Genomic DNA, 25061 nt, shown 5'->3' with positions numbered 1-25061 from the left:
CCAGACGACACAGTCTCATTCCCGCGTCCCCCAAGGTTTGACGAGTCCGCATGGCCACGCTCGAAGTCCACGACGGTCAAGGACGAGTTCAACGCCTCACGATCACACGTGAGCAGACGGTTCTATTCGGCTCGAGCCCGAAGTGTGAGATCGTGCTCAACGGGGAAGGCGTGCTGCCGTTCCACGGGCGTTTGCGTTGGAAAACAAGCCGGTACAAGGCCGACGCCTCCCCCGACGCCGGCGCGATCGAGGTCAACGGCCGGCGAATGGCGTCGTCGAGTTTCCGCCAAGGGGACGAGATCGTGGTCGGCCCTTGTCGGATCTTCATGATCCACGCCGATGAGGATCTTCCCCAAGACGACAAGACACGGATCCAACCCGCGCCATTCGTCTCCTCCCCGGCGATGTCACCCGCACAGCCACTGCCGCTACCGCGTTCGCGACGGAAGAGCCCGAGCACTCTCGAGCGGGACGAGTTGTTCCAAGACCTGGAGGTGGCCCCTCCTTCGTTGGAAATCGAGTCCCTCCCTGCGCAGACTCGCGGGCGTGACAAGCGCCGTCATAAGCGAAGTAAGCCCCAAGCGAATGCCAAGCCGACAACGGCAAAACAGGGCATTCGCGGTCTCTTCAAGCGGATCTTCTCAGCCCAGGTCGCACCGGGCGAAGAGCGCGTACTCACCTCACCGCTCGTCTTCGGACTGGCCATCGCGGTAGTCGCCCTGGTCGTACTCGGGTTTTTGCTCAACACGATCATCGCTCGAACCGTTACCACACGCCTGTTTCACCGGGCCGTGGAGAGCCTCGAGGACGGCGACTACCGCAACGCGATCCGCCGTTTTGACGAGTTTCTCGCCAGGAAGTCGGGCGATGACGCGAAGGACAGTAAGGCTCGTGTGTTTCGTGCGTTGGCGAACGTCCGGCAGTACACCTCAAATACAGGCGCCTCGTGGTCAAACGCCTTACCTGCCGAGCGTGAGATGCTCGACCAGGTCGGCAACGAGCCTGCCTATCGTGATTCGAGCACCGAACTGGCCGAACTGGTACTCAAGACTGGAGAGGCGCTTGCCGACCGAGCGAAAGCGACCGCCGATGCCAAAACCTTGGTCGAAGCGGAGTCGGCGTTGGCGCTTCATGCCAAGGTCGCGGGGAGCGGTGCGAAGCTGCAATTGGACCGATCAAAGCTGCCAGCCAAGATCAATCTGGCCCGAGCGGCCGTCCGCAAGAGTGCGATCCGCGCGGCGTCCCTGGCCGCCATGGACGCCGCGATCAAGGCAGGCTCGGCCAGCGATGTCTATAAAGCCCGTGATGCTCTCGTCCGTCAGTACGCCGACCTCGCCGGCGATCGCGACCTGATCGCGCGAATGACCCGCGCCAACGACCTGATCCGTCGCGGGGTCACGTTCGACTCGTCCCGCCGTCCGGCCGAGACCGAGCCTCATCCTGATCCACTGGGCCCCCCCACCAGCTTTGTGCTCCGGTCAAAGAAGAGCGATTCGACCCCAGCGGCGTTGGCCACAGAGCCTTACGTCTTCGCTCTGGCCGACGGCTACGCCTACGGAATCAGGGGCGACTCCGGCGCACCGCTCTGGCAGGTGCCGGTCGGCCTCTCCTCCCCCTTTCCCCCCTTGGCGATTTCCGGCGGCACCACGGTGTTGGTGTTCGACGCGCGCCACGAAGAGCTGGTCAAGCTCAACGCCAAGACCGGGGAGTTGATCTGGCGGCAAGGGCTCGGTGGCCCCATCCAGGCCCCTCCCCTGGTGCTCGGCAACCAGGTCATTCAGGCGGCGCCCGACGGGAACGTCTCCGTCCTCGACCTCGTCAGCGGCGAACTCCGCGAGACTTATCGGCTCGGTCTGCCGCTGACGAGAACGCCGGTCAGCGACGAGTCGGGGCAGTATCTCTACATACTCGCCAACCAGGACTGCTTGTTCGTCCTGAAACGAGACCCCGTCTCGTGCGAGTCCGTGGAGTATCTTGGGCATGCGCCCGGCTCGCTCCCCTGCGCTCCCGCACGACTGGGGCGATTCCTCGTCATCCCTGAGAATCATGGGCTCACCGAGGGCCGCTGGCGCGTCTGCGTTCTTGAAGACGACGGTGCCCGGATCCGTCAGGGGCAGCAGATCCCAATCCCGGGCTGGACCTGGGGGACTCCGGCGGCATCCGGATCGATCATCTGGGCCACGGGTGATCGGGCGGGAGTCGCCGCCTATGCGATCGGCGACTACGGAGAAAAGGAGCCGTTCCGGCTCATTTCCCAGGTCACCGCAGATGGTCAGCCCTCCGGCCCCGCCTTCGCGTTTGCCCGCTCCGAGCACGAGATCTGGCTCTCAGGCGGCCGTCCCGGTCGATACGACCTGTCGGTCGAAAAAGGGGCCCTCGACAAGATCTGGTCGCTGGCCGGCGCAGGGCCCGCCCTGGCCCCACTCCAGGTCGCCGGCAATGACGTCGTCTTCACTCAGCAGTACGTTGAAAAACAAGGCGTTTCACTCTGGGGAGTCGATCCCCGGACGGGGACCGTCCGCTGGCAGACCGTCCTCGGTTCGGGCTGGCCCCTGGCCTTGCAAACCAGGGCTCAAGGCGAGGAATTGACGACGCTCGGGATGGACGGGCAAAGAATCCAGATCCCCGCGAGCCAACTCAAGGCGGGAGGGTTCCTCGAGTCCCCCTTGCCACGTCCCGGCGAGTTCCGGATCCCAGCCAGCGTCGAGCGCCGGATTGAAGAGGAGGGACTCACCATCCTCGTGCCCGGACCAAATGCGCGACAACTCCTCGTCAGCCGTGAGAGCGGGCCGTTCCAACCGATCGAGCTCCCGATCACGTTGGGGGCGGCCCCCTTGGCCTGGGGGCGCAACGTCCTCATTCCGGGCAGCGACGGCCGCGCCTACCTGATCGATCCGACCACGGGAGAATCAAAGGCTGAGCCGTTCGTCCCTACGTTCGATCGCACCCACACCACGTCCTGGCTTGCTCCCGCCCGGCTCGACGACGATGCGGTGGTCCTGATCGACGACGCGGGCAAGGTGCGCCGGCTGACCGTGGTCAATGATCCCAGACCGCGACTGGTCGCCTCAGCCGAGGTCGCCCTCGGAGCGAGCTTGCTCGCTGACCCAGCCTCGACCGGATCGGCGGTGGTGCTGGCAACGTCCGACGGGCGGATCCGCGCACTCGCCGCGCGCGACCTCAGCCCGGTCGGCGCCTGGCCCGTCGAATCGCCGCTCGCGATCTTCCCGACCTCCGTCGGTAGCCTGGTCTTCGCCACCGACCTCGGCGGCGGCGTTTCTGCCTTCGGAGCCGACGGACAGAGGATCTGGACGACCAAGCTTCGCGGAACAGTCGCCGCCTCGGCTCCCGCAATCCTGGATGATTCCGCGTGGTTCCTGACACAGGATGGCTCGCTGCATCGTCTCGCCCTGGCCAACGGTTCGCCCCTCGATCGGGTCGAGTTGGACCTGCTTCCGGCTGGCGACTTGCAGACCAACGGCACCGATCTGGTCGTTCCCGTAGCCAATGGAACGGTTCGCGCTTTCAGTCTTCAGAAGGAATCGGGCGGGAAGCCGTCGACCAGCCCATGAGACCGCTTCAAAACATGACAACCTGGCTTGAGTTAATCCGAAGCGGGAGACCGGGACAGGTCGTCTCGCTCGGGATCAGCACGCTGATCGTCGTTCTCGGCATTGGCGGTATCCCCACTCCGGTCCTCGGCCAGAATCCGCCAGGTGGCGGAGCCAAGCCTGACTTACTCCGCTCGACGCCGTTCGACCGGGTCACGCTCATTGATGGGACCGTTCTCATCGTCGATCCGGTCAGCCCAAGGCCCCTGCCCCCCTACGATGCCGAGAAGGAGCGGAAGCAGAAGCAGGCGTTTCGTCCCCCTGCCGAGGGCAACATCGGCCTGCCGGGTTCCAAGTCCAAAGTCGTCATGCCCGGGGAGGCGGAAAAAGCCGCAGAAGTCGCCAGCCAGGTCTCGCTGCATCTTGTCGAGGGCGAGATCCGCGACTTCAAGGTGAAGCGGGGCACCATCAAGAAAGTGGAATACTTCGAGGACTTGCTGCTGGCCGAGGGAGACCGCTGGCTCGCCACCCGAGACTATGCCAAGGCGTTTGAATGCTTCCTCCGCGTGCAGACCCGCGAACCTGGCTGGGTCGGGCTCGACGACCGGGTCAATCGCCTCCTGTTCGAGGAAGGCAGCGCAGCACTCCTCGACGGAGACGGGGAGCGCGGCTTACGACTCCTCCGCGAACTCTTCGGTCGCAAACCGGACTATCCCGAGCTCGCCGACAAACTGGCCAAGGCCTACGGTACCCGGGCCGATCGCGCCTTCGAGCTCGGCCTATATGCCCTGGGGCGGAAAATCCTCCATGACCTCGAGCCGCTGGCGCCGAATCATCCGGTCGTCGGCGAAGTCCGCGAACGGTTTGTCAGCCGCGCCAGGCAACTCACCGAGCAGGCGATGCGTCAGCAAGGTCCCGCGCGACTCGACGCCCTGGTCGAAGCCCTCCGCGTCTGGCCCAAATTCGAGGAGGCGAGCCGGGCCTACCCCGCCGCATTCACATCAATGCCGACTCTTGACGTCGGCGTCATCGACATCCCCCGCCCCGTCGGCCCCTGGATCCACTCCCCCGCCGACGATCGCGTCTCCCGCCTGCTCTATGTGCCGATCCTCGCTCGCGACGACAATGAGTCGGCCGAAGGGAATCGCCCCGGTCAGCTTGCGGCGGGTATCGAGTCTTCGAACCTGGGGCGAAAGATCGTGATTCAGCTTCGCCCTGGTATCAACTGGTCGGACGGCTCCCGGTCGGTATCGGCCAATGACATCGCTCGCGCTTTCACCGACCGCACCGAACCGGCCTCTCCTCAGTACAACGCCCGCTGGGCCGAATCCATCGAACGGGTCGAAGTGCCCGATCCCACACAGGTCGAGCTCCGCTTGAATCGCGCCTTGCTAAAGCCGAACTCCTGGCTCCTTGATCCGGTCGGTCCGGCCCATGGCGGCTGGGACGGTCGAGTGGCGACCGGTGATCAGGGCCGGCGGCTAGTCAGTGACGGACCGTTCGAACTGGCGACAGCAACCGCCGACGAGGTCCAACTCCACGCCTCGGATCGGTCGGAATCCCCGGGCGGAACCAAGCTGCGGAGGATCCGCGAGACCCGATACGCAGATGCGCAGTCGGCCCTCGGCGCCTTGGTCCGTGGTGAGATCAGCCTTCTGGAGCACGTCCCTGCCAACCGGCTTCCCGCCTTGACCGCGAGTCCCGAGCTCAAGGTGGGTCGCTACTCGACCCCTTCAATGCACCGAATTGCCCTCGACGGTCGCAATCCCATGCTTCGCAACCGGGCGCTCCGGCGCGGACTCTCCTATGCGATCAATCGCCGCATGCTCCTGGAAGAAACGCTCTTGAAGCATCCCCCCGATGCGGTCAACCTCGTCTCCGACGGCCCCTTCGTCAAAGGGACGATCGCCGATGCGCCCGACGTCCTCCCCCTGGGCTACGACCCGCTCCTCGCGGCGATGCTCGTGGCCGCTGCCAAGAAGGAGTTGGAGGCGGGACCAATCAAACTCACACTCGAGTATCCCTCGATCCCTGAGGCTCAGGCCGTCGTCCCGAAGCTGGTCGAAGCCCTCAAGCTCGTTGGCGTTACCCTCGTCCCCGTCGAGCGGCGCGAGTCGGAGTTGGAGGCGGAGCTACGTGCAGGCCGGAAATTTGATCTGGCCTATCGCGCGTCGCGATCCGACGAACCGGTCCTGGAACTGGGAGCGTACCTCTGCCCAGGGTACGATGCGCCTTCGGCCGTCGGGACACTCGCCTCGGTCGCCAGCCCGCGAATCCTCCAACTCCTCCTCGAGCTCGAACGCAGTTCCGAGTGGCCCACCGCGCGCGGGATCGCAATCCAGATCGATCGCGAGAGCCGCGACGAGCTCCCCGTGCTGCCTCTCTGGCAACTCGAAGACCACTACGCCTGGCGAACCCGCTTGAAAGGGCCCACCGAGGCCACCGGCAAACTCTACGAAGGGATCGAGTCGTGGGAGATCGAACCGTGGTTCGCAGTCGACCCGTGGTGACCGCGGCGCATGCTCTGGCGCTGGCAATGATGGCGTTGTTGGGGGCCGAAGCGATCGGAGCGCCTGCCGACAAGATCGAGCCGCCGACCGAGAGCCTACCTTACCGGATTGAGGCCGCGATCCGGATCGATCCGAGAACGCGGCTCGATACCCGCTCGCGTGATCGTCTCCTCACCGACTGGATTGCCTTGGTGCACCGATTCGTCGGAGCCCCCTGGGACCTGAGCATCGCCAAGGATCAAGGAACCGACCTAGCAGGTCCGCTGGAATTGCTCGAAGCCAAAAACTTCGCCTCACTTTCTGCCGACCGCGACAAGGTCTGGGTCATCCGGCTCGAGCCCGCCAAGACCGGCTACTCCCTCTCCGGGCGCGAGTTCGACGTCAGCACGGGCCGGTTGGGCCCAACCCTTCAACGCCCCGTACCGATCGTCGATGACCTCCCTAGAGAACTGTTGCACCTCGCGCTCGACCTGTTCAGTCCGATCGCCGACTTGGTCGGTCATGAAGCCGGAGGCGCGACGCTCGCCGTCCGCGGCGCAGCCATCGAACCCGCCAGTCCGGCCGGTCGCGTCGTCGGACCAGGTTCGGTCTTTCAGCCCGTCCGACTCGTGTTTCAGCCGAACGGCTCGCCCCGGATCATGAATCTCCCCTTCTCCTACTTGCGAGTCGAAAAGCTTGAAGGCGCGCGTGCCCACTGCACCATCGTCAGCGCCTTCAAAGACCCGTTCACCCAGCGGATCGCACGCAAGAACAAGCTGATCGCCCTCGGCGCGAAACCGGCAGACCGCCCCACCCGGCTCAAGTTCGTCACACGCCCGGACATGACGCCCGCCGCTGGCTACGTCCTGACCATCCGGACCTTACCCGACGGGCCTTCCCGCGAGGTGGGCATCACCGACCGCCAAGGGAGGATCATCCTCGAACCCGGCTTCTCCAACGAACTCGTCGTGCTCCGGCTTCTGGCCGGCAACGTCGAACCGATGGTCGAATTGCCGCTCATGCCAGGCGAATCGGCCACGGAACGCACGATCCCGTTCGTCCCAAAGCCCGCCACCGCCGTGCTCGAAGCCCAGCTCGACTCCCTCCGTGACGCGGTCATCGACCTGGTGGCCATTCGAGCCCGGCTGGAGGCTCGCCTCAAGGCGCGAGCCGAAGGCGAAGACTGGGCCGGGGTCGAATCGACCCTAAACGAGTTCACCAAGCTGACTCCTCGCGACAGCCTTGCGACCAAGCTCACGAAACTCAAGGAGGATGCCGCCCGGCAACAGGCGCTCTCCAAGACCGCGATCCTGACGAAAACCGCCCAGGCGCAAATCGCGGAAATCCAGGCGCTGATCGACCGCTACCTCGACGACGAAATCGTCCGAAGCTACTCCGAGGCACTCCAGGCGTCCCGCGACGCGGCAGCGGCTCAGGCCAAGGCCGCCGCCCGGAAGAAAGCCGCCGCGCAACCACCCCGCAACCCTTGACCAACGATTGCGATCGCAGGCCGACGGTGTTGACGACTCTTTCCCACGGCTGCACTCTTGGATATCAACGGGCGCATCTCCGGGGCTGCCGCGAAACCGCCCGTCGGGACGGCTTCGCGGACAAGTCAACTCAGTAAGTTACCGCCCCAAAGCCGAGGTGGTCGGCCCCTCATTGGGAGGTCGTCTTTCAACCGAAAGTACATCGCCCCTCGCAACCTGATCGAACCGTGGTGGAAGATGTTCCGATCACGCTGGCGCTGAAGAGGCGGCGGTTCACAAATCCGGGAAGAGGTGTGTGAGGCGGTCGCGACGGCGACGGTCTGCTGGAACCAGCACCGTCACCGGTTCATCTGGGGCCCGGGTCGCCGCCACCAGGTACAACGCCGACCCAGGGTCGCCGCCGTACCTGGCGTCAATCAGGTGACTTTTCTCTGATGCACCACTTAGAAATCGAGATCAATACGCATCTGCGCTAATCACCTCGCCTCCCGCGAGTGTGCCGAGTGCACGCCAGGTCGTGCCATTAACGCTGCTCTTGATGAACTTGACGCTCCCGTCGGCAAACAGGGTGTTCACCCCGCCTGAGTGATAGCTCCGACTGGTGAAGGCCGCATACGTCGGGCCGCCATCGTTCTCATTCGCGCTAATGATGTCGACGTCGATCGGGCCCGATGAGGGCGGACCGGGGAAGGTGAAGACCGTGCCCGCCGGAACGTTCGTCGTGGTGCTTTTGTTGGGAGGCCAAGCCGTCGTGAAGCCCGTGTGGTACACGCCTCCATTCGACCAGCGCGAGTGGAATTTGTTATCGGGGACACCACAACTCGTATATTGTGCGGGAAGCGGGTCGTTCGGCCCAGGGAAACTGGTTGGGGCGGAACTACTGATGCCACTGAACAGACTGCCGCACTTGATCCGAGGCTGAAACGATTTCACTTCGGAGAACAAGATCGTGTTCGATGTTCCATCGACGAACTGCGCGATGCTCCGAGCCTGGTTCACTGCGAACGCCCCGCGCGATGGCGTTCCACCGCCAGAGCCGATCTGAGAAGTGGGTGTATCGGGCCAACTAAAGACGTACCAATCGCCGTCGTTGGGACCGTAGTTCGTTGCGCCGAAGACGGTCCCACCATCGTTGAACGCCCGCGTATTGGGATCGCTCGGACAGACGAACATGCTGATCAGGAGGCCACAAATTGTCGTATTGGAATTCTGGCTATCCTTGACCGTAAAGTTCATTGCATTGTAGGCCGCACCTCCCTCGGCGAACGGCAAGGCCTTCGCCAGTGCGCTCCAGTTATTCGTCCAAGCAACGGTCGGATATTTCCCCTCCTGCATGATGTTCGAGGGCTGAAAGGCCCCGTTCGTACTCTCGTAGTTATGACTTGCGAGACCGATTTGCTTGAGATTGTTGATACATTGCATACGTCGGGCAGCCTCCCGCGCCGACTGAACCGCCGGAAGCAGCAGCGCGATGAGCACGGCGATGATCGCGATCACCACCAATAGCTCAATCAGAGTGAATCCGCGACGACGATCAGGGATCATGGAGCGTGTCCTACAACAAAAAGGAGATAATCGAAAAAGCCTAATTGCTTCGTAAACAACCATAGGGCGACGCTCCAAACAACGTCAACATCATTTTCACATAACGACAATTTTCATTTAATTTTCCTATAAACTTCGCGCCATTTCCTCCAGGACACCACGAAAACTTCACAATCATGAGACAAGCCTAAACTCTTCGGAGCCAGAAGCCACGATTTCGCAACCCAACCATTCACAAATACCCTCATATAACAAATCGACACTCCTGTCTGACCCGAAGCGAAACGGGCCGAGCGGCTCGAGGTCGTGGGCCAGAAAAGCGTGGAGCACACCGCAAATAGTCTGGCCGCGGTAGTTAAAGGCATGGCGATTTGAGGGGCTGTCCACCCCTGCGTCGAAGACGATGACCATTTCGATCCGGTCACGTACCTTGCAAAACAGGCCCTTTCGTCACGGCCCACACCTTTTCCGCGGAACGAGCGTGCTTCGTCTGCACGTTGGGTCGGTCCCATCCGCTCGCGTGCACGCTCACCTTTTCGAGCGTCAGACCCTGCTGGCGCAAGGCGAGCCTGGAGGTTTCAAGCAACCCGCAAAGCCTCACGCGGCTTCAATTGCTTCAAGGCGGCGTCGAGTTGCGTTGCTTGACACGCTCCGTTGGGGCGGGTTCCGAACGACTCGCTGGCCCGTTCAGAACAGTGGACTCCCTCTCCATGATCCGTGCGGCACCCGGCATCAAACATATAAAATCAGCATTTATTCTCAAAAAGATTCGACCGACCGAACGGACTTCTCACAATCTTAACCAATCACCAATCTCCATTTCATTCATCGTAGATAAGCTTAGTCTGAGACATCGACCAGTTTGAGTGTGTTCTCGGATGGTCAATGATTTTCGGTTTATGTGATGAGGAGTGGGATGAACATTGCAGCGGTCGTGCCAATTGAAAGTAATCCTTCGGCGACACCTCGGCGCTCGGGTTTTACTCTCATTGAACTCCTGGTCGTTATCGCCATCATCGCCGTGTTGATCGGACTCCTCCTCCCCGCCGTGCAAGCCGCACGCGAAGCCGCCCGACGCGCCCAATGCACCAATAATCTCAAGCAAATCGGCCTGGGATTCATGAACTTCGAGTCAGCTAACGGCCATCTTCCCCAAGGGCCTTATGACGGTCAGGAAAGTACGGCGTGGGCCTGCTGCGACGCGAATGGGCCTGAGGGTTGGAACCACTTCTTCAAGATTTTGCCCTTCATCGAGCAGCAGCAACTCTACAACCTGGCGAACTTCAGCGTGCCGCCCGCGGCAACCCGAGACAAGGTCTTGAACGGTGAGTCGCCCGTCGCGCAGGCGGCACTTGGAGGCTACTACTGTCCGTCGCGGCGGGTAAACGAGCGTTATGTGAGTGGCGTTGCCTCTGCAACGGTCGCGGCCCAATCCCGGAACGACTACGCCGGATGCCAAGGATTCCGAACCGGCTTGGCCATCAATTGCGCCCCGACATCGACACAGCCTGCCCCTCCCAATGGTCTCGGTGCGACGGTGACCAACTATACCGCCATCAACCAGGGCAACGTTGCCGGCTATAAAGGGGCCATCATCTGGGGTGGCTCAGGGATCAAGCGAATGTTAGCCGACTTCAAGGATGGCACTTCGACCTCGATCCTCTGCGCCGAGAAGTCCATGTCCCCGAAGGGATTCGGCAACGAAGGGGGCGACAACGAGTACTGGCAGAACTCGGGTTGGGACGAGGATTGCGTCCGCGCGCATTTCGTACCTGTTCCCGATAACGCAAGCCCTTGGAAGTGCAACGCCTATGCGAGTCCTCCCAAGCCCGATGAAGGGGCCACGATCTGGCGGAGGAACTTCGGTGGTCCTCACTCAGGCGGCATCAATGCGGTGTTCGGTGACGGCTCCGTCAAATTTATCAAGTTCACCGTGAATGCGACCACCTTCCGCAAGCTGGCGGTCATCGACGATAACGAGCCCATCAGTTCAGACGAATATTGATTCACAGAAATTCTGATTCAAGGTGAACTGCGATGAGAGTCCGATTTTTCCTGGCGTCCCTTCTGTCACTCCCGTGCCTGGCCCTCGTGGGCTGCGGCAATTCCTCATCCACCGACGCGGCCGCCAACGCCCCACTGAGCGCCGAGGATATCGCAACAGCCAAGGCCGATGCAGCCCGAGTCGCTGACGAAGAACGGGCCTACCAGAAGAGCGAGGCCCCGGCGGGCAAAAGCCGCTGACGATCCAGGTGCAGCCAACGCTGTTTCCCCCCCTCCTGTCGACGAAGGTTGGGTGGCTCTGGGATCGAGATCTGATCTCCCAGAGGCCACCCCCTGTGAGGGTCGCCGACGACAGCGTGAACCGATGGCTTACACCCCGGCTCACATCTCACATTGCCTCTGCCAGCAGCGTCTCCACCGCCTCCTCCAGTTTCTTATCATGCACATCGATGTACCGAATCACGCCTTTTGCATCGATGAGATATACCCTCGGCCAATGCGGCACGTCGTAGTCCGTCTCGATGGGTCCACGGAGTTCCTCCCCGTCGTACCAGGACGGCCAGCCCATGTGCCTGTCGGCTACGGTCTTCTTCGCCACCTTCAGGGTGTCGCCGCAGTTGACGCCGAGTAGGGCGAAGGGCTTGTCGCGATATCGCTCCCAAAGCTCCTTCTCTTTCGGCACCATCGCCATACACGGGCCGCACCAAGAGCCCCAGAAGACCAACATGACGACCTTGCCCTGGTGATCTCTGAGTTTCAGCGACTTTCCCTCCAGGTCTTCGCCAGCGATCTCGGGGGCAATCCCACCGACCTTAAGATTGGGAAGGTTGTCGAGGCGCTTCAATTCGTGCGTCGCCTTCAACCCGATCGTAGACTTGCCGTCCGGGGTCTTTACGTCAGCGTACTTCGCGACGGCCTCGGTGAAGAAGCCACGCGCCCGCTCCACCAGGGGATCGCGTTCCTCCTTGGGTACGGAACGTCCGTAAGGAAATGCAGCCTCGTAGCACTGGAAGCCTTGGCAGAACACCGCCTGGCCACGCACGTCGCTGCTTGGGTTGGATTCTGCAACGGCTTTGACGATCTCCTCCGCCCAGGGTTCCCCGCCTCGATACCTCAGGTGGAAGCATAGTTGCCCCATACGCGCGTCTCGAGAACTCCGCAGGGCCAATTCGCGCAATTCTTTGTCGAGCGTAATGCGCATACCCCCGACGAGTAGGAGAAGGCCATCAATGGAGGCCGGGTCATCGGGATGCCGCTTGATTAACTCCTTCAAGTCATCAGCCGCTTTCTTCCACCTTTTCCGATGGTCGTCGTTCGCTTTTGTGATTAGCTCCTGATCCCTCTTCGCCGCCGTTAATTCTTCATCGAACTGTTTCTCCAGCGCCGCGAAATCCGATCCCATCCGGGTGATCTGGTCTGACAACGGTTGCTCAGCGAGCATAAGGCAGAATGCGAGGAGCAGCATGGATACCACCTCCATCGGAAAATCAGGTAAGCCCATGCTGACATTACCGGGTCAACGACCCGCAAGAAAGGATGTCTTGAGTGATTCACGAGAACCGGTTGGATTTCGGGATCGCTCACTACACAGCATCGCACCACTACATGCACAGGCAGGTGTATTTTGTTTAAAATCGCCCAGAGCTTCAAACGGCGGGCATTGGACGGTCAGTCCCCGGAGTGCATCAGCCAGATTATTGGCTGGTCGGAGGCAGCGGCCCGACACTGGAATGCGGCACCGACGCCGTTTCGAATGGGGTAGGGTGAGGTGGGAAGCGAGTTGCTCGTCGGTAGCGTCAACGGGAGTGTCGCCACCGGGTCGACGGTTCAGGGCATGCGCACGCATTCCCTTTCGCCAGGCTGCGAGACTCACTTCTGGTAATAGGCAAACCCAATGACCCGCTTATTAGCCTGTCGCCGACTTTTTCCCGGTTTTGGCTTCGGCCGTTTCGGGAGCCGGCGTGCCCGAAATTCCGAACAGGGTGGCCAGCTTCGCCCCACCTCGGAACAAGCGCTGGAGTGCGGGGGTCGACAAGCGATCGATCTGGCTGTACCAGGTGGTCACCATCCGGGTGAACTCGAGCATTTTCTCGAGTTGCTCGCGGGTGTAGTCCTCGGCATCGCCGCCGGACTCAGCCTCGTGGACGCAATGCTCCAAGAGCGCGATCGTGGGATCCATCTCGCGCCGCTTCCGCTCGGCCATGATCACCCTGAACGTCTCCATGACGTCCTTGAGCGCCTCGAAGCGGTCGCGGCGATCGCCGATGATGTGGACACGGCGAACCACCCCCCACGTAATCAGTTCGCGCAAGCTCGTCGACACGTTCGAGCGGCTCACATCGAGGAGCCGGCTGATCTCTTCCGCGTCAAGAGCCTGGGGCGCAACGAACAACAAGGCATGGACCTGGGCCATGGTCCGGTTGATCCCCCAGGCCTGGCCCATCTCGCCCCAGTGGAGTACGAACTTCTGTGCAGCAGGAGTCAGTGTCACGGGATGTACCGCCATGTCTGCTCAAACAGTTTCTTCAGAAATAATACTCCGAAGTAGCTGGCTCAACAAGAGAATGGGCCGTTTCCCCGAACTCTCGACCGGGGGGCTCGGGCTTTGAGCCTTTTTTTCTTGAGTTGATCTTCTCGGACGTTTCGAAATGGGTTAACAGTAGGTCGCTGAGGTTCCGGCCTTGCGTTCCAGGCTGCCGCACCACGATCCGCATCATTTGAGAGTGAGGCACAAAAACGTGAGACTAGCCTCAACCTGAAAAAACCTTCCCTGCGACAGCCTGGTTCCCGCCGATGATACAGGATGAGGAGAGGCGACCTGCTCTCACCTGGTCGCCGTTCCGAACGGACAACCTGGCCCGCTTGCCCTGATTGCGCTTCCTCCGACCACATTGTTCGCCATCCTCATGGATGCGGGGGTGAACCACCATGAAAATCGTCGCCGCTGCGATTCAGATGACCTCCGAGCCTCTTCGAGTCGCCGACAATGTCGCGCGGGCCGACGCGATGCTGCGCCAGGCCTATGAGGGGGGTGCGGAACTGGCCGTCCTGCCCGAACTGTTCAACACGGGCTATGGCCTCTGTCCCGACTTCACGCCTTATGCCGAAGGTCGGGATGGCCCCACCTTGGAGTACCTCCGGAAGCGGAGCCGGCAGTGGCGGATGGACATCGCCGCCGGCTTCGTCGAGCGGGAGGGAAGGCACCTCTACGACTCCATCGCGTATGTCACGGCCGAGGGGGAAACCCACATCTACCGGAAGCGAAACCTCGTTTTCTGGGAGCGTTTCCGGTTCAAACCAGGCCGTGATCCGTTGATCGTGACAACGCGTTGGGGGCGGATCGGCTTTGCGGTCTGTGCCGATATGATCTACCGCCGGGTCTGGCACCATTATCGCGATCGGATCGATCTAGCGATCGTCTCGGCCGCCTGGCCCGACTTCGCGGACCGCGAGACCGGAAAAAAACATTGGCTATTCGGCCACGTCGGCCCGCTCTCGGGCGCAATACCAGGTAAGGTTGCCTATGACCTGGGGATCCCCGTCGTGTTCGCGAACCAATGTGGTTCCACCCAGACGATGATTCCGGTCATCAAAGAGTGGATCGCCGATCGGTTCGCCGGCCTCAGCAGCATCAGCGACGGGCTCCACGGCGCGACGGTCCTGGCCGGTGTCGAGGAACAAGTTTTACTGTCCGCACTGACCGTTCACTCTCATCGAGGACTCAAATCGTGGCGTTCTACGTCCCCCTCGGCCCGCGTGGCTTCCTCTTCCGGCTCGGCACCCTCTGGATCGGCATTCTCGGCGGTTGCGTCTACTGGAGAGCAAGCCGGCGCAGGTCGCTGAACGCCGCCCCTTCGACGCTCACCTTTGACTTGCCCGAGATCGATCTCCTACCATTAAACAACTGAAGTCCGCTGACATTTGACATGGAAGTTGTCTGAGGTTGTCGTAGCGAATGGCTTGGATGGCTTGGCACGTCCCCCTCTTGGACATCTCTGGGCCGAGCGCCTTCTCGTCTCGGCGGCTGAATCCCACGAAACAAACCGGATGAGGGTTCGACGATGTGTGGCATCGCTGGTGCTATGGACCTGAATGGTACGCGAGAGTTCCCGGCCCAACGGCTCCTGGCCATGACCGGTGCGATCGCCCATCGTGGACCTGATGATGAGCATATTCACATCGAGCCCGGAGTCGCCCTGGGAGCGCGCCGGCTCTCGATCATCGACCTGGCCGGCGGTCGGCAACCGATCCCGAACGAACGCGGCGACATCTGGGTGGCCTTCAACGGCGAGTTGTTCGAATATCCCGAACTGCGTGAGCAACTGCTGGCCCGCGGCCATCGCCTGGCGACCCGGTGCGACACCGAGGCCTGGGTCCACCTCTACGAAGACCACGGCGAGGGGATGTTCGAACGGGCACGGGGCCAATTCGCGGTCTCCCTCTGGGATCGTCAGAATCGCACGCTGATCCTGGGCCGCGACCGAGTCGGAATCTGCCCGCTCTACTACACCGAGCGCGACGGCTGGCTGCTCTGGGGTTCGGAAATCAAGGCGCTGCTTTCATCGGGCATGGTGCCGGCCGCCCCCGACCCGAAGGGGATCGATCATCTCTTCTCCTTCTTCTGCGCGGGGACAACACGAACCTATTTTGAGGGGATCAAGTCGCTCGCCCCGGGTCACTACCTGAGAATCAAAGACGGCCGAGTCGAGGTCAAGCAGTACTGGGATCTCGACTTTCCTGACATGGGCGACGAGCGTCGGCTCGACGACCCCGCCCCTCTGATCGACGAATTCGAGAGTTTGCTCCGCCAGTCGGTCGAGCGGCGGCTGAGGGGCGATGTTCCGGTCGTCAGCTACATTAGCGGCGGCCTCGACTCGACGGTTGTCTTGGGCCTGAGCTCGCGGCAGCGCGGGGCGGCAGTCCCTTCGTTCACGATCGGTCTGGACAAAGCCGGGCCGGACGAACGCCCGCAGTCGATCGAGGCCGCGCAAGTGCTCGGCTCCAAGCTCACGACCGTGACGATGGACAAGGCGCAAATTGCCTCGGCATTCCCCGAGCTGACGGTGGCCGCCGAAGGACCGATCATGGATACCTCGTGCGCGGCCTTGATGCGCCTCGCCCAGGCGGTCCACGGCCAGGGCTACAAGGTGGCTCTTACCGGCGAAGGGGCCGACGAAGCGCTGGCGGGCTACGTCTGGTTCAAGACCCAGAAGGTGCGCGAGGCCATCGTGGGGAAAATCGGCGCGCCGATCCCTCGGCTGTTCCGCAAGTTCATGCTGGGAGCGGTCGGCGGCGGATCGGCCCATCGGCCGGCAGAGCTCGCCCTCGGCGGAGTGAGACCCGCACAGCAGGATATGTATGAGCTGATCAGCCAGGCCCGCTCCGTCCTCTACAGCGACCGGATGTGGAACCGCCTGGGCGATCACGATCCCTACTCCGACCTGAGCCTCACCAATGACCGAATGGAGCGCTGGCATCCGTTGAATCAGTCGCTCTACGTCGGTTACAAGGTCATGCTCGCCGGTCTCTTGATGATCTCCAAGGGCGATCGGATCGCGATGAACTCGTCGGTCGAGACCCGCTACCCGTTCCTCGACGACGATGTCATCAACTTCTGCGCGGGGATCAGCCCGGACTACAAGCTCCGCGGTATGAACGAGAAGTGGATCCTCAGGCAGGTGGCTGCGAAAACACTTCCGCCTCAGATTGCCAATCGTCCCAAAACGATGTTCCGAGCCAGCCTCGCGAAAACGTTCCTCGGCCCCGATCGCCCCTCCTGGGTCGACCAACTCCTCAGCCCCGAATCGCTCCGCGAAACCGGCTACTTCGACCCGAAGGTCGTCGCCCGCGAACGGAGCTGGCAGATGATGATCCCGCGCATCACACCGCGCCGCCTGGCCTTCGACGTCGCCCTCACCTGCGTCGTCACCACCCAGCTCTGGCATCACCTGTTCTGTGGCGGCGGGCTCTGTGAATTGCCGACGTGGACACCGACCACAATCAAGAATGCGGACATTCCTGAGATTGTCGCCTCCTAGGTTTACTCACGTTTCCCATGCCGTCATTCAGAATTCCTGGTGGGCCTTGCCCACCAGGAATCACCAGGAAAGGGCGACCAACACCCCGCACAATCACGGACCCGCGAAGCGAGGCCATTACCCCTCCGCTTCAGGAACAAGTGCGCGAAGCAAAAGGCCGTGCGCATCGACCATCTCGATCGTCCCGTCAGCCGAGGGAGTTGGACCGTCGCCGATCAGGATCGGACGGTCTTCCTGGGTCGCGGCGCGAAGGCCGTGACTCCCTCGGACCAGGGTCGCGTCCAGCGGGATGAGATCAAAAAGGGTGCGAAAACCCAGCTTCTTCTGCGCCAAGCGGAGCATCGCACGCCCTTGCGGCCACCGTAGCGCGGGATCGAAAAAGAGCTCGCACGGATCGTAGCCCGGCTTGCGATGGATATCGACCGTCCTTGCAAAGTCGGGAGCCCGACGATCGTCGAGCCAGTAGGGGTACGCGAACCAGGCATCCGGTTCGGACAGGGCGACGAGCTCCCCCGACCGGGGATGGTCGAGTCCCCACTCACCGCGTGACTCGCCGGCCAGGACCTGGGCGACGCCTGGCTGGCCGAGAAGGAGTTCGCGGACCCGTTCGAGGTCGTGGGCGTCGCGCACGTAGATATGGGCCAGTTGATGGTCGCAGACCGCCATGGCTCGGCTCTGAAACGTGTCGAGCGCCTCACCAAAGGGTCCGTCACGCGCAACCAAGAGCCCGGCGCTGCGGAGCAGGCGATTGATCAGGATCGGACGCGAGACGTCGCAATGACCGTACTCGCTGACGACCCAAACCCGCGCTCCCACCTGACGAGCCGCATCCAACAACGGAACACAGGCCGCGTCGAGTTCCCCGACCAGGCGGACCATGTCCGACTTTGACGGTCCCAGGCGTTGCGGCTCGTAGTCGAGATGGGGCAGATAGACCAAGCTGAGATCGGGGGGCTCCGACTTCAGGAGCGAAGCGGCACAGCGAGCAATCCAATCGGTGCAAGGGAGGCCGGCCCCAGGCCCCCAGAAGGTCCGGAACGGGAACGGACCGAGTTCCCGTTCGAGTCGATCGGTCAGTCCGTCGGGGGTGCCGGTGATGCCGAACGCTTTGTTACCATCGGCTCCGTAATACGGCTTCGGGGTCACGCTGATGTCGACGGCCGCTCCTTGGTTGAACCACCAGAACAGTTGCGCGGACCGAAAAGGCCGGCCGGCTTCGTGAGCCAGCCGCGCGGCAGTTTTGTAGAGTGGTTCGGCTTGCAACAAGGCGTTCGACTGCTGCCAGAACCGCACCTCCCCCGTTTCGCGGAAGAGCCAGCCGTTCCCGACGATCCCATGACCTGACGGCGGAAGCCCGGTCAAAAGGCTCGCCTGGGCCGTGCAAGTCACGGCAGGAACGACTTCACGAAGCGATCGGGACCATCCCGCCTCGGCCAGAGCACGGAGCCAGGGCGCATGGGCGAGGAGCCGACCGGTCAATCCCACGGCGTTGATTAAAACGAGAGGGGCAAGGGCAGGTGTTCGCAAGACATCCACTCGATCGAGAGTTTGCCCACGCAGGAGGGTCGCCGGGCGCCGACCGCGTCATTGGTCCTGATGGCCTGCGCGAGAACCAGGGAAGAGTTTAACATTGAAGCCAGCGAGCCCGAAATGCCCAGGGAGTCGAGCGTCATGGATGCCAGTGCCAACAAGGACTTCCCCCCCTATGCCTACGTCCCGAAGGGACCTTGGCCGCACCCGACGAGTTCGCCTCAGGGACACTCCGCAGGCCGTGGTCATCAACCGGAGCCACCGATCGTGGCGGATGCGTGGGACCGCTCCCCCGCCTACCTTCGCGGGTTCGCCCTGTTCAACGCCGGCTATTACTGGGAAGCCCACGAGACCTGGGAAGGGCTCTGGCATGCGCATGGGCGGAAAGGGACAACGGCGGACATCCTCCGCGCCTTGATCAAACTCGCGGCCGCAGGGGTCAAGGTTCGGGAACGGCAGCCGGGAGGTGTCGTGACCCACGCTCAACGCGCCGCCGTCCTCTTCCGCTCGGCTCACACCCTGGCCGGGCAAAACCAGCTCGGTCTCGACCTTGGCGAACTCGAGCAGACCGCCCAGCAGATCGCCGACGATCCGCCTTCCGACTCCGGCTCGCGTGACGACCCGGTCGTCCGCGTGTTCACCTTCCGCATTGCACCTCAATCGCCGAGGCCCCCCTCGGGTTTGTGCCCCGCCGGATGACGCCCCCCGTCATTCGAGTGCGACGATTCAGGCTCCCCACGACCGACTCGGGGCAACGCCCACGGAAACGCGAACCGGCCGCGCCTTCGAGAGAAAGCGCGGCCGGCTGTGTCACCGATCAGGACTCAGACCACCGACCGATCATTTGAAGATCTTCTTGATGTCATCGTAGATCTTGTCGAAGAAGTTGTTCTTCTTGGGTGTGACCGTCGTTTTCTTACGAACGACATTCACCCCCACGGGAACCTGCCCACCCCCATTCTGGACCGTCGTCGAGGTTGTCGTCGAAGTCGTGGTGGTGATCGGCGTCTGCTCCGAAAGCTCGGTCGAGGTCGGTGTGGGCGTCGGTGTTGGTGTGGGTGTCGGTGTGGGTGTCGGTGTGGGTGTCGTAGTCGAGGTCGCGTTCGCATTCACCGTCGTAGCCGCAGGGTCCGTCGGCGTATCGGTTGGCGTTGTGGAGCCTTCGGTCGGCGTCGCTACCGTCGCGTCCGTAGTCGGTGCGGTGCTGGCGGTCGTCGGTGCCGTTTCGGATCCGGTTGGCACAATCGGCGTTGGCTCAGGAAGCGGCGTGAGGTTGCCCACGGTATTCGGAGTACCGATCGCAGCCGTCGAGCCCCCTGCTAGCTTCTTGATGGCGTCGAGAATCTCCTTCGACTGATCACTTGAGGTCGGAGTGCTCGTCCCCCCTGTGTTGCTCGGAGTCGTGGTCCCTCCGGTCGTCGTGCTGGTCGGGGTTGGCGTTGGAGTCGGGGTCGGGGTCGGCGTTGGTGTTGGTGTTGGAGTCGGCGTCTGCGTTGAAGGCTGCTTAACTCGCTCACCACCGTTGAAGAGCGTGTAGACCGGGAACTGGGTCATGATCGAGTCGACGCCCGGCACCAGGCGGTTGACCTTGAACCGTGCCGGCGAGATGTTCCGGTACTTGACGAGGGCCGACTTGGGAACGAACTGGAACTTCGGCAGGATGTGTTGCAGGTCGGTGAAGTTCCGTTTTGCGGTCGGGTCGAGCAAGAACCCATTGGCCGAAGCCCGCTGGCGGTCGGTGATTGTAAACGAGTCCGGCTTCGGCAGCAGCGTTTTGGCCAGCATCTTGAGCTGATCGACCGTGATGCCCCCGTTAAGCTGACCGTCGGCCGCATAGTCGAAGAAGTTGAAGCGGCGTTGGAGCACGTCGGGTTGATCGGGTTCTTCACCGAAGAGCGTGCTCTGGGCACCCGTCTGGGGAGTTCGCGAGGTCCCACCCAAGAGCCGAGCCATGGCTCCTGCCTCGGGCAAGCCCATCTGCGCTGACTGATCGACGAAGTTCTGAATCTCCTCCGCAGTGATGTTGTTGTTCTTGTTGGCGTCGATGATCGGGAAGATGTTATGGTCGAGCAGGTAGTTGATCGCAACCGAGCCTTCGATGGCCGCGATGGCGTTCCCGATATCGATCCGCGCGAACTGGCGGAAATTGGGACTTCCCATCAGGTAGGGCGGATTCGCGCTGCCCAGTTGATCGTTGGGATCGACGACCGGGACCGAAGTCCATGCGAGGATCGCGTTGATCCCATCCGGGTTGTTGTAGGCTGCGAGGCTGTCGAGCGCGTGGGTCCCGAAGTTCAGGGTTCGCGCCCCCACCGGCTGAGTGAGGTAAGCGTCGGAGGTAACCCCTCCGGCGGCCAGGGTCGACCAGTAGTCGAGAGCGGAGCTGACCGTGGCGAACGATCCACCGACGATCGCCGCAGAGAGCGAGGTGCCCGCCCCGACGTTCGTCATATGGTTGCTCGGGTCGACCGTCTCTCCATTGGTTCCCACAGTCGAGTTGGTCGTGGTGTTGGTCCCACTTCCCGAGGCTCCCACAAGGACGATCCGCCGGCGGAAGGTGGGAACGTCGAGGGCAGGGGCCGCGAAGTCGGTGGTCGTACTTCGGTTCACCGAGGCGAGGATCCGGTCGCTGTAGATCCCGATATCACCGGCGGTCAACTGGGTGATCGGCGGGTTGCCGTTCGCGTTGTTCCCCGTGTTCGTCCCACCCGTGATCCCGAAGCCGCCGATCACGACACCCGCTTGGAAGATCGAGGCGGGCGTGAAGTTGAGCGCGGTCTGGAACGGTCCGATTGTGGGATCGACGGGCGATTGACCGGGCCCCGTGGAGTAGGGGAACGGAATCGTGCCGGTCACCGACACCACTTCATTGAGGATGGCCGGGAATGCCATTCCATTGACGTCGCCGTCGTTGGGATTCTCGGCATTGTTGGTCCCCAAGCCTGCCGGGCCACCGGTACCGGTGCCACCGGTGGTCGTCCCACCGTTCTGGTTGTTGCTGGTTCCCGCCTGGAACGGAGCGCCGAACTGCCCCGCAGCCCCGATGGGGGCAATGCCCAAGGCCCGGAACTTCTTCAACTGGTTCTTGAAGGCGATCACCATCTGCGGGTAGCGCCGGTAGGCCGTCCCTTCACTGGTGAAGGTCTCGGTCGAGCCGAAGCCGAAGACGGTGGCCACCACACGATCCGCCTTATTCGGCCGAACCGGGTCATTGACGAACGGATGCTTGGCGACGTAGGCCGTCCCCTGGTAAACCGCATCGGTCGTCGTCAGCGCATTCGAGGCAACATTGATCGATCGCTGGTTTCCGTTATTCCCACCGGTTCCACCGGTCCCACCGGTTCCACCAGTCCCGCCGCCGCTTGTGGACTGGCTGCTCGAGAAGCTGACGAAGGGATAGAAAACATTGACCGGGAGGATCGTCGCTTGGGGGACGAACTGAGCGACCACACCTGCGACGAGCGTGCCGTGGCCGTCCGAGGTGACCGACGTGGTGTTACCCGCTGCCGTACCCCCGGTACCTCCGGTGCCCCCGGTCCCGGTGCTCGAGGTCGCCGACGTGATCGTCGCGGTATCGGTATTGCCGAATCCGTTGGTGACGACGTTGGTACCGGCTGCAACGCGACCGCGGAACGGTGGCGAGAGGGCATCCACGCCCGTGTCCACGATCGCGACGGCGCTATCCTGCCCATCGTAGGGCACACCGAGGGTCTTCAGGTCGTTCAAACCGATGATCGATCCGCTGGTCGAACCGGCCAGGCTGGTCGTCGACTTGAACTGCCAGATCCCATCGTCGTCGGACGCATACAGGGTCGTTCCGTCGGCCGAGAAGGTGATGCTCAGACTTGAATCGAGGAAGCTGGACGAATCCTGGGCCCCGGAGGTATTGAAACCTTCAGCGAAGGTGGTAAGGACTCCCCCGGGCGTAATCCGAACGATCCGGCCGCCGATATTGCTGCCACCGGTGGTGTTGCCGTTGGTGACGGTCGGGCGAACCCCGTTGGCGTCGACCGTCACACCGACTGCTCCCGGCCCCTGGATGGGAATTCGGACGGGCGTCGCAGCCGTGATCGGGTCCGTGGTCGTCGCGATGGACGTCACGTCTACGAAGAGACCGGTACCCAGGTCGGTCGCGAACAAGCTGCCCGCGCTAACCGGCGAACCGATCGTATTGAGCGTAACGCCGGTCCCGGTCGTATTCGTGCCGGTGGCGATCGGGTAGCCTTGCGAGAAGTAACCGTACTGGTCAAAGGCGATGTCCTCGAACCGCCGGAAGGGCGTCGAGACAAGTGCCAACTGGTCGGGGGGCAGGGTGGCCGTCGTCGCCGCCGAGGCCGGGGGTGAGATCAGCAGGTCACCAGAGATCCCCTGAACACCGCTGAAACCAGGCCGAGCGGGAATGCCGCCAGCGGCGGGAGTGCCGAAGTCGGTGAAGACGTCGTAGACCCGCGAAAGGTAGTCCGCGTTGGACGCCGTCAGACCAACCTGGGGTCCGAAGGTGAAGCCCGTCTGCGAGACGCCCTGCGGCAGCGTGCTGGAGCTGATGTTCTGACCGGGAGAATAGCTGTTCGCATCGAAGAAGAGACCGGCGAACGTGACTCCGCCGGAGGACGTCGATTGGGAAGCCGCCATGCCGCTTCCCGAAATCAGGCCTCTGAGGAACGACTGGTTCTCGACCGGCGGAACCACGATCGCACTCGGATTGATGACGAAATTGAGGTTCTGCAGGCCGTCCGTCAGTGAGGCGAACGCCCCCATGAACGTCCCGTCCGGAGCGATCCGGTAGATCACGTTCTTGTTGGGGTCGGAGCGATCGACACTGCTGACGAACATCGAGGGACGGCCGTCGAAGTAGCCCTCAGGATCGAACGCAATGTCGTACCAGTTCACCAGTCCCGAAGATGCACCAACCGAATTCGAAGCGTTGCCGCCGGGCTCGAGTTGGTTCAAAACGGTGTTCAAGTCGAAGAAGACCGACGACTTGCCGGTGGCGGGATCGACCCGGTAGATGACGCCGGGACGATTGACAGCGCCACTGTTCTCTCCCGCCCCCCGCGAAACGGCATACACACCGCGGCCGAAATCACCGCCGGGCCCTGCCTCGATGCGGACGATATCGCCGCCGAACGAGTTGTTCGGCGTCAGGAGCGACACGGAGGTCGTCGGCGCCGCCGAGGGAAAAGCAGTTGTACCGGTGGTGGTGGGGCGTGTCACCGTCACCGTGCCCAAGAACGCGTTGGTCGGCGTCGTAGCGGCCGTGAATGTCGCCACTCGAGGTGCAATGGTCACAAACGGGGCGAGGAGGTGCTTCTCCTCAAGGCGCGTAACCTGTTCCACCTGAAAACTTCGGCGACGCCGCTGCGCTGGGCCTCGCGCCTGCGGTCGGGATGGCTGAGACATTCCATTCTCTCCTTAGGCTGGACACGGCCCGTCCTGGACCGAGGCCGAGATGCCCGGCAAACTACGGTATCGGTGCGACCGTCGCTGGCGGTTGAGTCGAAACCGTGGCAAACCCGGCAACCGGTCCAACCGGCATGCGCGGACTGCCATTATGGTCTTGAATCGGCTAAATCCGATTCAGAACTCAACGAAAGATCTGATCTTGACGGTGGAATCGTTGGCAAGGAGTGTTTCGGCCGTGAGGCCCAATGTGGCGCGTCGACGACGCCCAGGTACAGGAATCGCGATCGACCACGAGATTCCACCCGAGTTGCGGAGGTTCAGACAGCGAGCGCTGAGAAAAGAACAGACCGGGGAGGGAGGTGGCGAAGGAGGAGTGGAGATGAAGAGAGAGGTGAGGTGTGAGGACCAGCCAAGAAAGAGGAACGCCCTCATCCCGAATCTCTTGACCATCGGATGACGATGGACCGAGAAAGATCGGGGGCTCCGTGCCCCTCTTGAATTTGAGGCAACGGAGCGGTGATGAGGGCGAAGGTACTCGACCTGGAGAGCAGGGACGGAGAACCGAAAAAGGCTTACTCAACGACCCCTTGGGGACCAGTACCCGGAGGACGGCCCTGGCTCTGCGCAAACTGCTGCTGGGCCGTACCCGCTCGTCGGCGGACGTCCAGTTCAATCGAGCCGAAGGTCTGCTCGTGCCGCTGAATCGTCATTCCGAGCGCGGTCAAGAGTCGCTTGGCCGTGTAGAAGTTCATGACGATTCGCTGGTTCGCCTTGACGTCCTGACGTCCGGTCGCGAACGGCTGAGGATTCAGGCCGAAGTCGAGAATGACTTCCTCGGGCGTCGCCGTAACCCGGCAGAAATTCGAGTACGACGGTAACGTCCCCGAATCGTCGACGACCACTTCGGTCGTCACTTGCTGATTCGGCTGTTGCGATGCAACCGCCCCTTCGGGCACGTCTTTTTCACTCATGTCGTTCTCCCGTTTCAGGTTGTTCCTCACCGAGACGGCG

The 25061-nt window shown here is 62.4% G+C and carries 14 protein-coding genes; 8 read left to right on the top strand and 6 right to left on the bottom strand.

Annotated elements, in window-relative coordinates; translation table 11 throughout:
- The first annotated feature begins 50 nt into the window (after positions 1-50).
- Genes SINAC_RS25515 through SINAC_RS25505 form a run of 3 tightly spaced genes read left to right on the top strand, consistent with a single transcriptional unit; the run spans position 51 to position 7530 of the window.
- Positions 51-3572 (top strand): outer membrane protein assembly factor BamB family protein, encoded by a 3522-nt coding sequence (locus SINAC_RS25515; protein WP_015248453.1) that lies wholly within the window; start codon positions 51-53, stop codon positions 3570-3572.
- Complete coding sequence (locus SINAC_RS25510) at positions 3569-6061, top strand: ABC transporter substrate-binding protein (RefSeq protein WP_015248452.1); 2493 nt, start codon at positions 3569-3571, stop codon at positions 6059-6061. Before SINAC_RS25515 ends, SINAC_RS25510 begins: the two co-directional genes overlap by 4 nt.
- Entirely contained in the window at positions 6037-7530 is a 1494-nt protein-coding gene (locus tag SINAC_RS25505) for a hypothetical protein (protein WP_015248451.1), read from the top strand. Before SINAC_RS25510 ends, SINAC_RS25505 begins: the two co-directional genes overlap by 25 nt.
- Before the next feature lie 456 nt (positions 7531-7986).
- On the opposite strand, the gene SINAC_RS25500 is transcribed toward SINAC_RS25505, so the two are convergent.
- The gene (locus SINAC_RS25500) at positions 7987-9075 is read right to left on the bottom strand and encodes a DUF1559 domain-containing protein (protein ID WP_015248450.1); all 1089 of its coding nucleotides are present in this window, start codon (positions 9073-9075) and stop codon (positions 7987-7989) included.
- A 916-nt stretch (positions 9076-9991) separates the two neighbouring features.
- On the opposite strand from SINAC_RS25500, the gene SINAC_RS25490 reads away from it, so the two are divergent.
- Complete coding sequence (locus tag SINAC_RS25490) at positions 9992-11080, top strand: DUF1559 family PulG-like putative transporter (RefSeq protein WP_015248448.1); 1089 nt, start codon at positions 9992-9994, stop codon at positions 11078-11080.
- Between the two features lie 32 nt (positions 11081-11112).
- Complete coding sequence (locus tag SINAC_RS25485; RefSeq protein ID WP_015248447.1) at positions 11113-11319, top strand: hypothetical protein; 207 nt, start codon at positions 11113-11115, stop codon at positions 11317-11319.
- A gap of 148 nt (positions 11320-11467) precedes the next feature.
- Here the strand turns inward: SINAC_RS25485 and SINAC_RS25480 are convergent, their stop codons facing one another.
- Together SINAC_RS25480 and SINAC_RS25475 are read right to left on the bottom strand one after the other, a co-directional pair.
- Complete coding sequence (locus tag SINAC_RS25480) at positions 11468-12544, bottom strand: TlpA family protein disulfide reductase (protein ID WP_015248446.1); 1077 nt, start codon at positions 12542-12544, stop codon at positions 11468-11470.
- 441 nt (positions 12545-12985) lie between these two features.
- Positions 12986-13585: a GbsR/MarR family transcriptional regulator gene (locus SINAC_RS25475; protein WP_015248445.1), complete on the bottom strand. Its 600-nt coding sequence runs from the start codon at positions 13583-13585 to the stop codon at positions 12986-12988.
- Positions 13586-14007: 422 nt separating this feature from the next.
- On the opposite strand from SINAC_RS25475, the gene SINAC_RS25470 reads away from it, so the two are divergent.
- Together SINAC_RS25470 and asnB are read left to right on the top strand one after the other, a co-directional pair.
- Entirely contained in the window at positions 14008-14922 is a 915-nt protein-coding gene (locus tag SINAC_RS25470) for a carbon-nitrogen hydrolase family protein (RefSeq protein ID WP_015248444.1), read from the top strand.
- Positions 14923-15140: 218 nt separating this feature from the next.
- A complete protein-coding gene (gene asnB, locus SINAC_RS25465; RefSeq protein ID WP_015248443.1) occupies positions 15141-17117 on the top strand; it encodes an asparagine synthase (glutamine-hydrolyzing) in 1977 nt (658 codons plus the stop codon).
- A gap of 117 nt (positions 17118-17234) precedes the next feature.
- Here asnB and SINAC_RS25460 read toward each other — a convergent pair whose 3' ends face one another.
- Positions 17235-18653: an alkaline phosphatase family protein gene (locus SINAC_RS25460; RefSeq protein ID WP_237722753.1), complete on the bottom strand. Its 1419-nt coding sequence runs from the start codon at positions 18651-18653 to the stop codon at positions 17235-17237.
- Between the two features lie 135 nt (positions 18654-18788).
- Here SINAC_RS25460 and SINAC_RS25455 point away from each other — a divergent pair, with 135 nt between their 5' ends.
- The gene (locus SINAC_RS25455; RefSeq protein ID WP_015248441.1) at positions 18789-19346 is read left to right on the top strand and encodes a DUF309 domain-containing protein; all 558 of its coding nucleotides are present in this window, start codon (positions 18789-18791) and stop codon (positions 19344-19346) included.
- 141 nt (positions 19347-19487) lie between these two features.
- Here SINAC_RS25455 and SINAC_RS40220 read toward each other — a convergent pair whose 3' ends face one another.
- Together SINAC_RS40220 and SINAC_RS25440 are read right to left on the bottom strand one after the other, a co-directional pair.
- Positions 19488-24047, bottom strand: coding sequence for a hypothetical protein (locus tag SINAC_RS40220; protein WP_015248440.1), 4560 nt, complete (start codon positions 24045-24047; stop codon positions 19488-19490).
- A 575-nt stretch (positions 24048-24622) separates the two neighbouring features.
- Entirely contained in the window at positions 24623-25021 is a 399-nt protein-coding gene (locus SINAC_RS25440; RefSeq protein ID WP_237722752.1) for a DUF3467 domain-containing protein, read from the bottom strand.
- Positions 25022-25061: the final 40 nt, after the last annotated feature.

The sequence above is a fragment of the Singulisphaera acidiphila DSM 18658 genome (assembly GCF_000242455.2).
Taxonomy (GTDB): Bacteria; Planctomycetota; Planctomycetia; order Isosphaerales; family Isosphaeraceae; genus Singulisphaera; species Singulisphaera acidiphila.
This window is presented reverse-complemented; position numbering and strand designations above follow the sequence as displayed.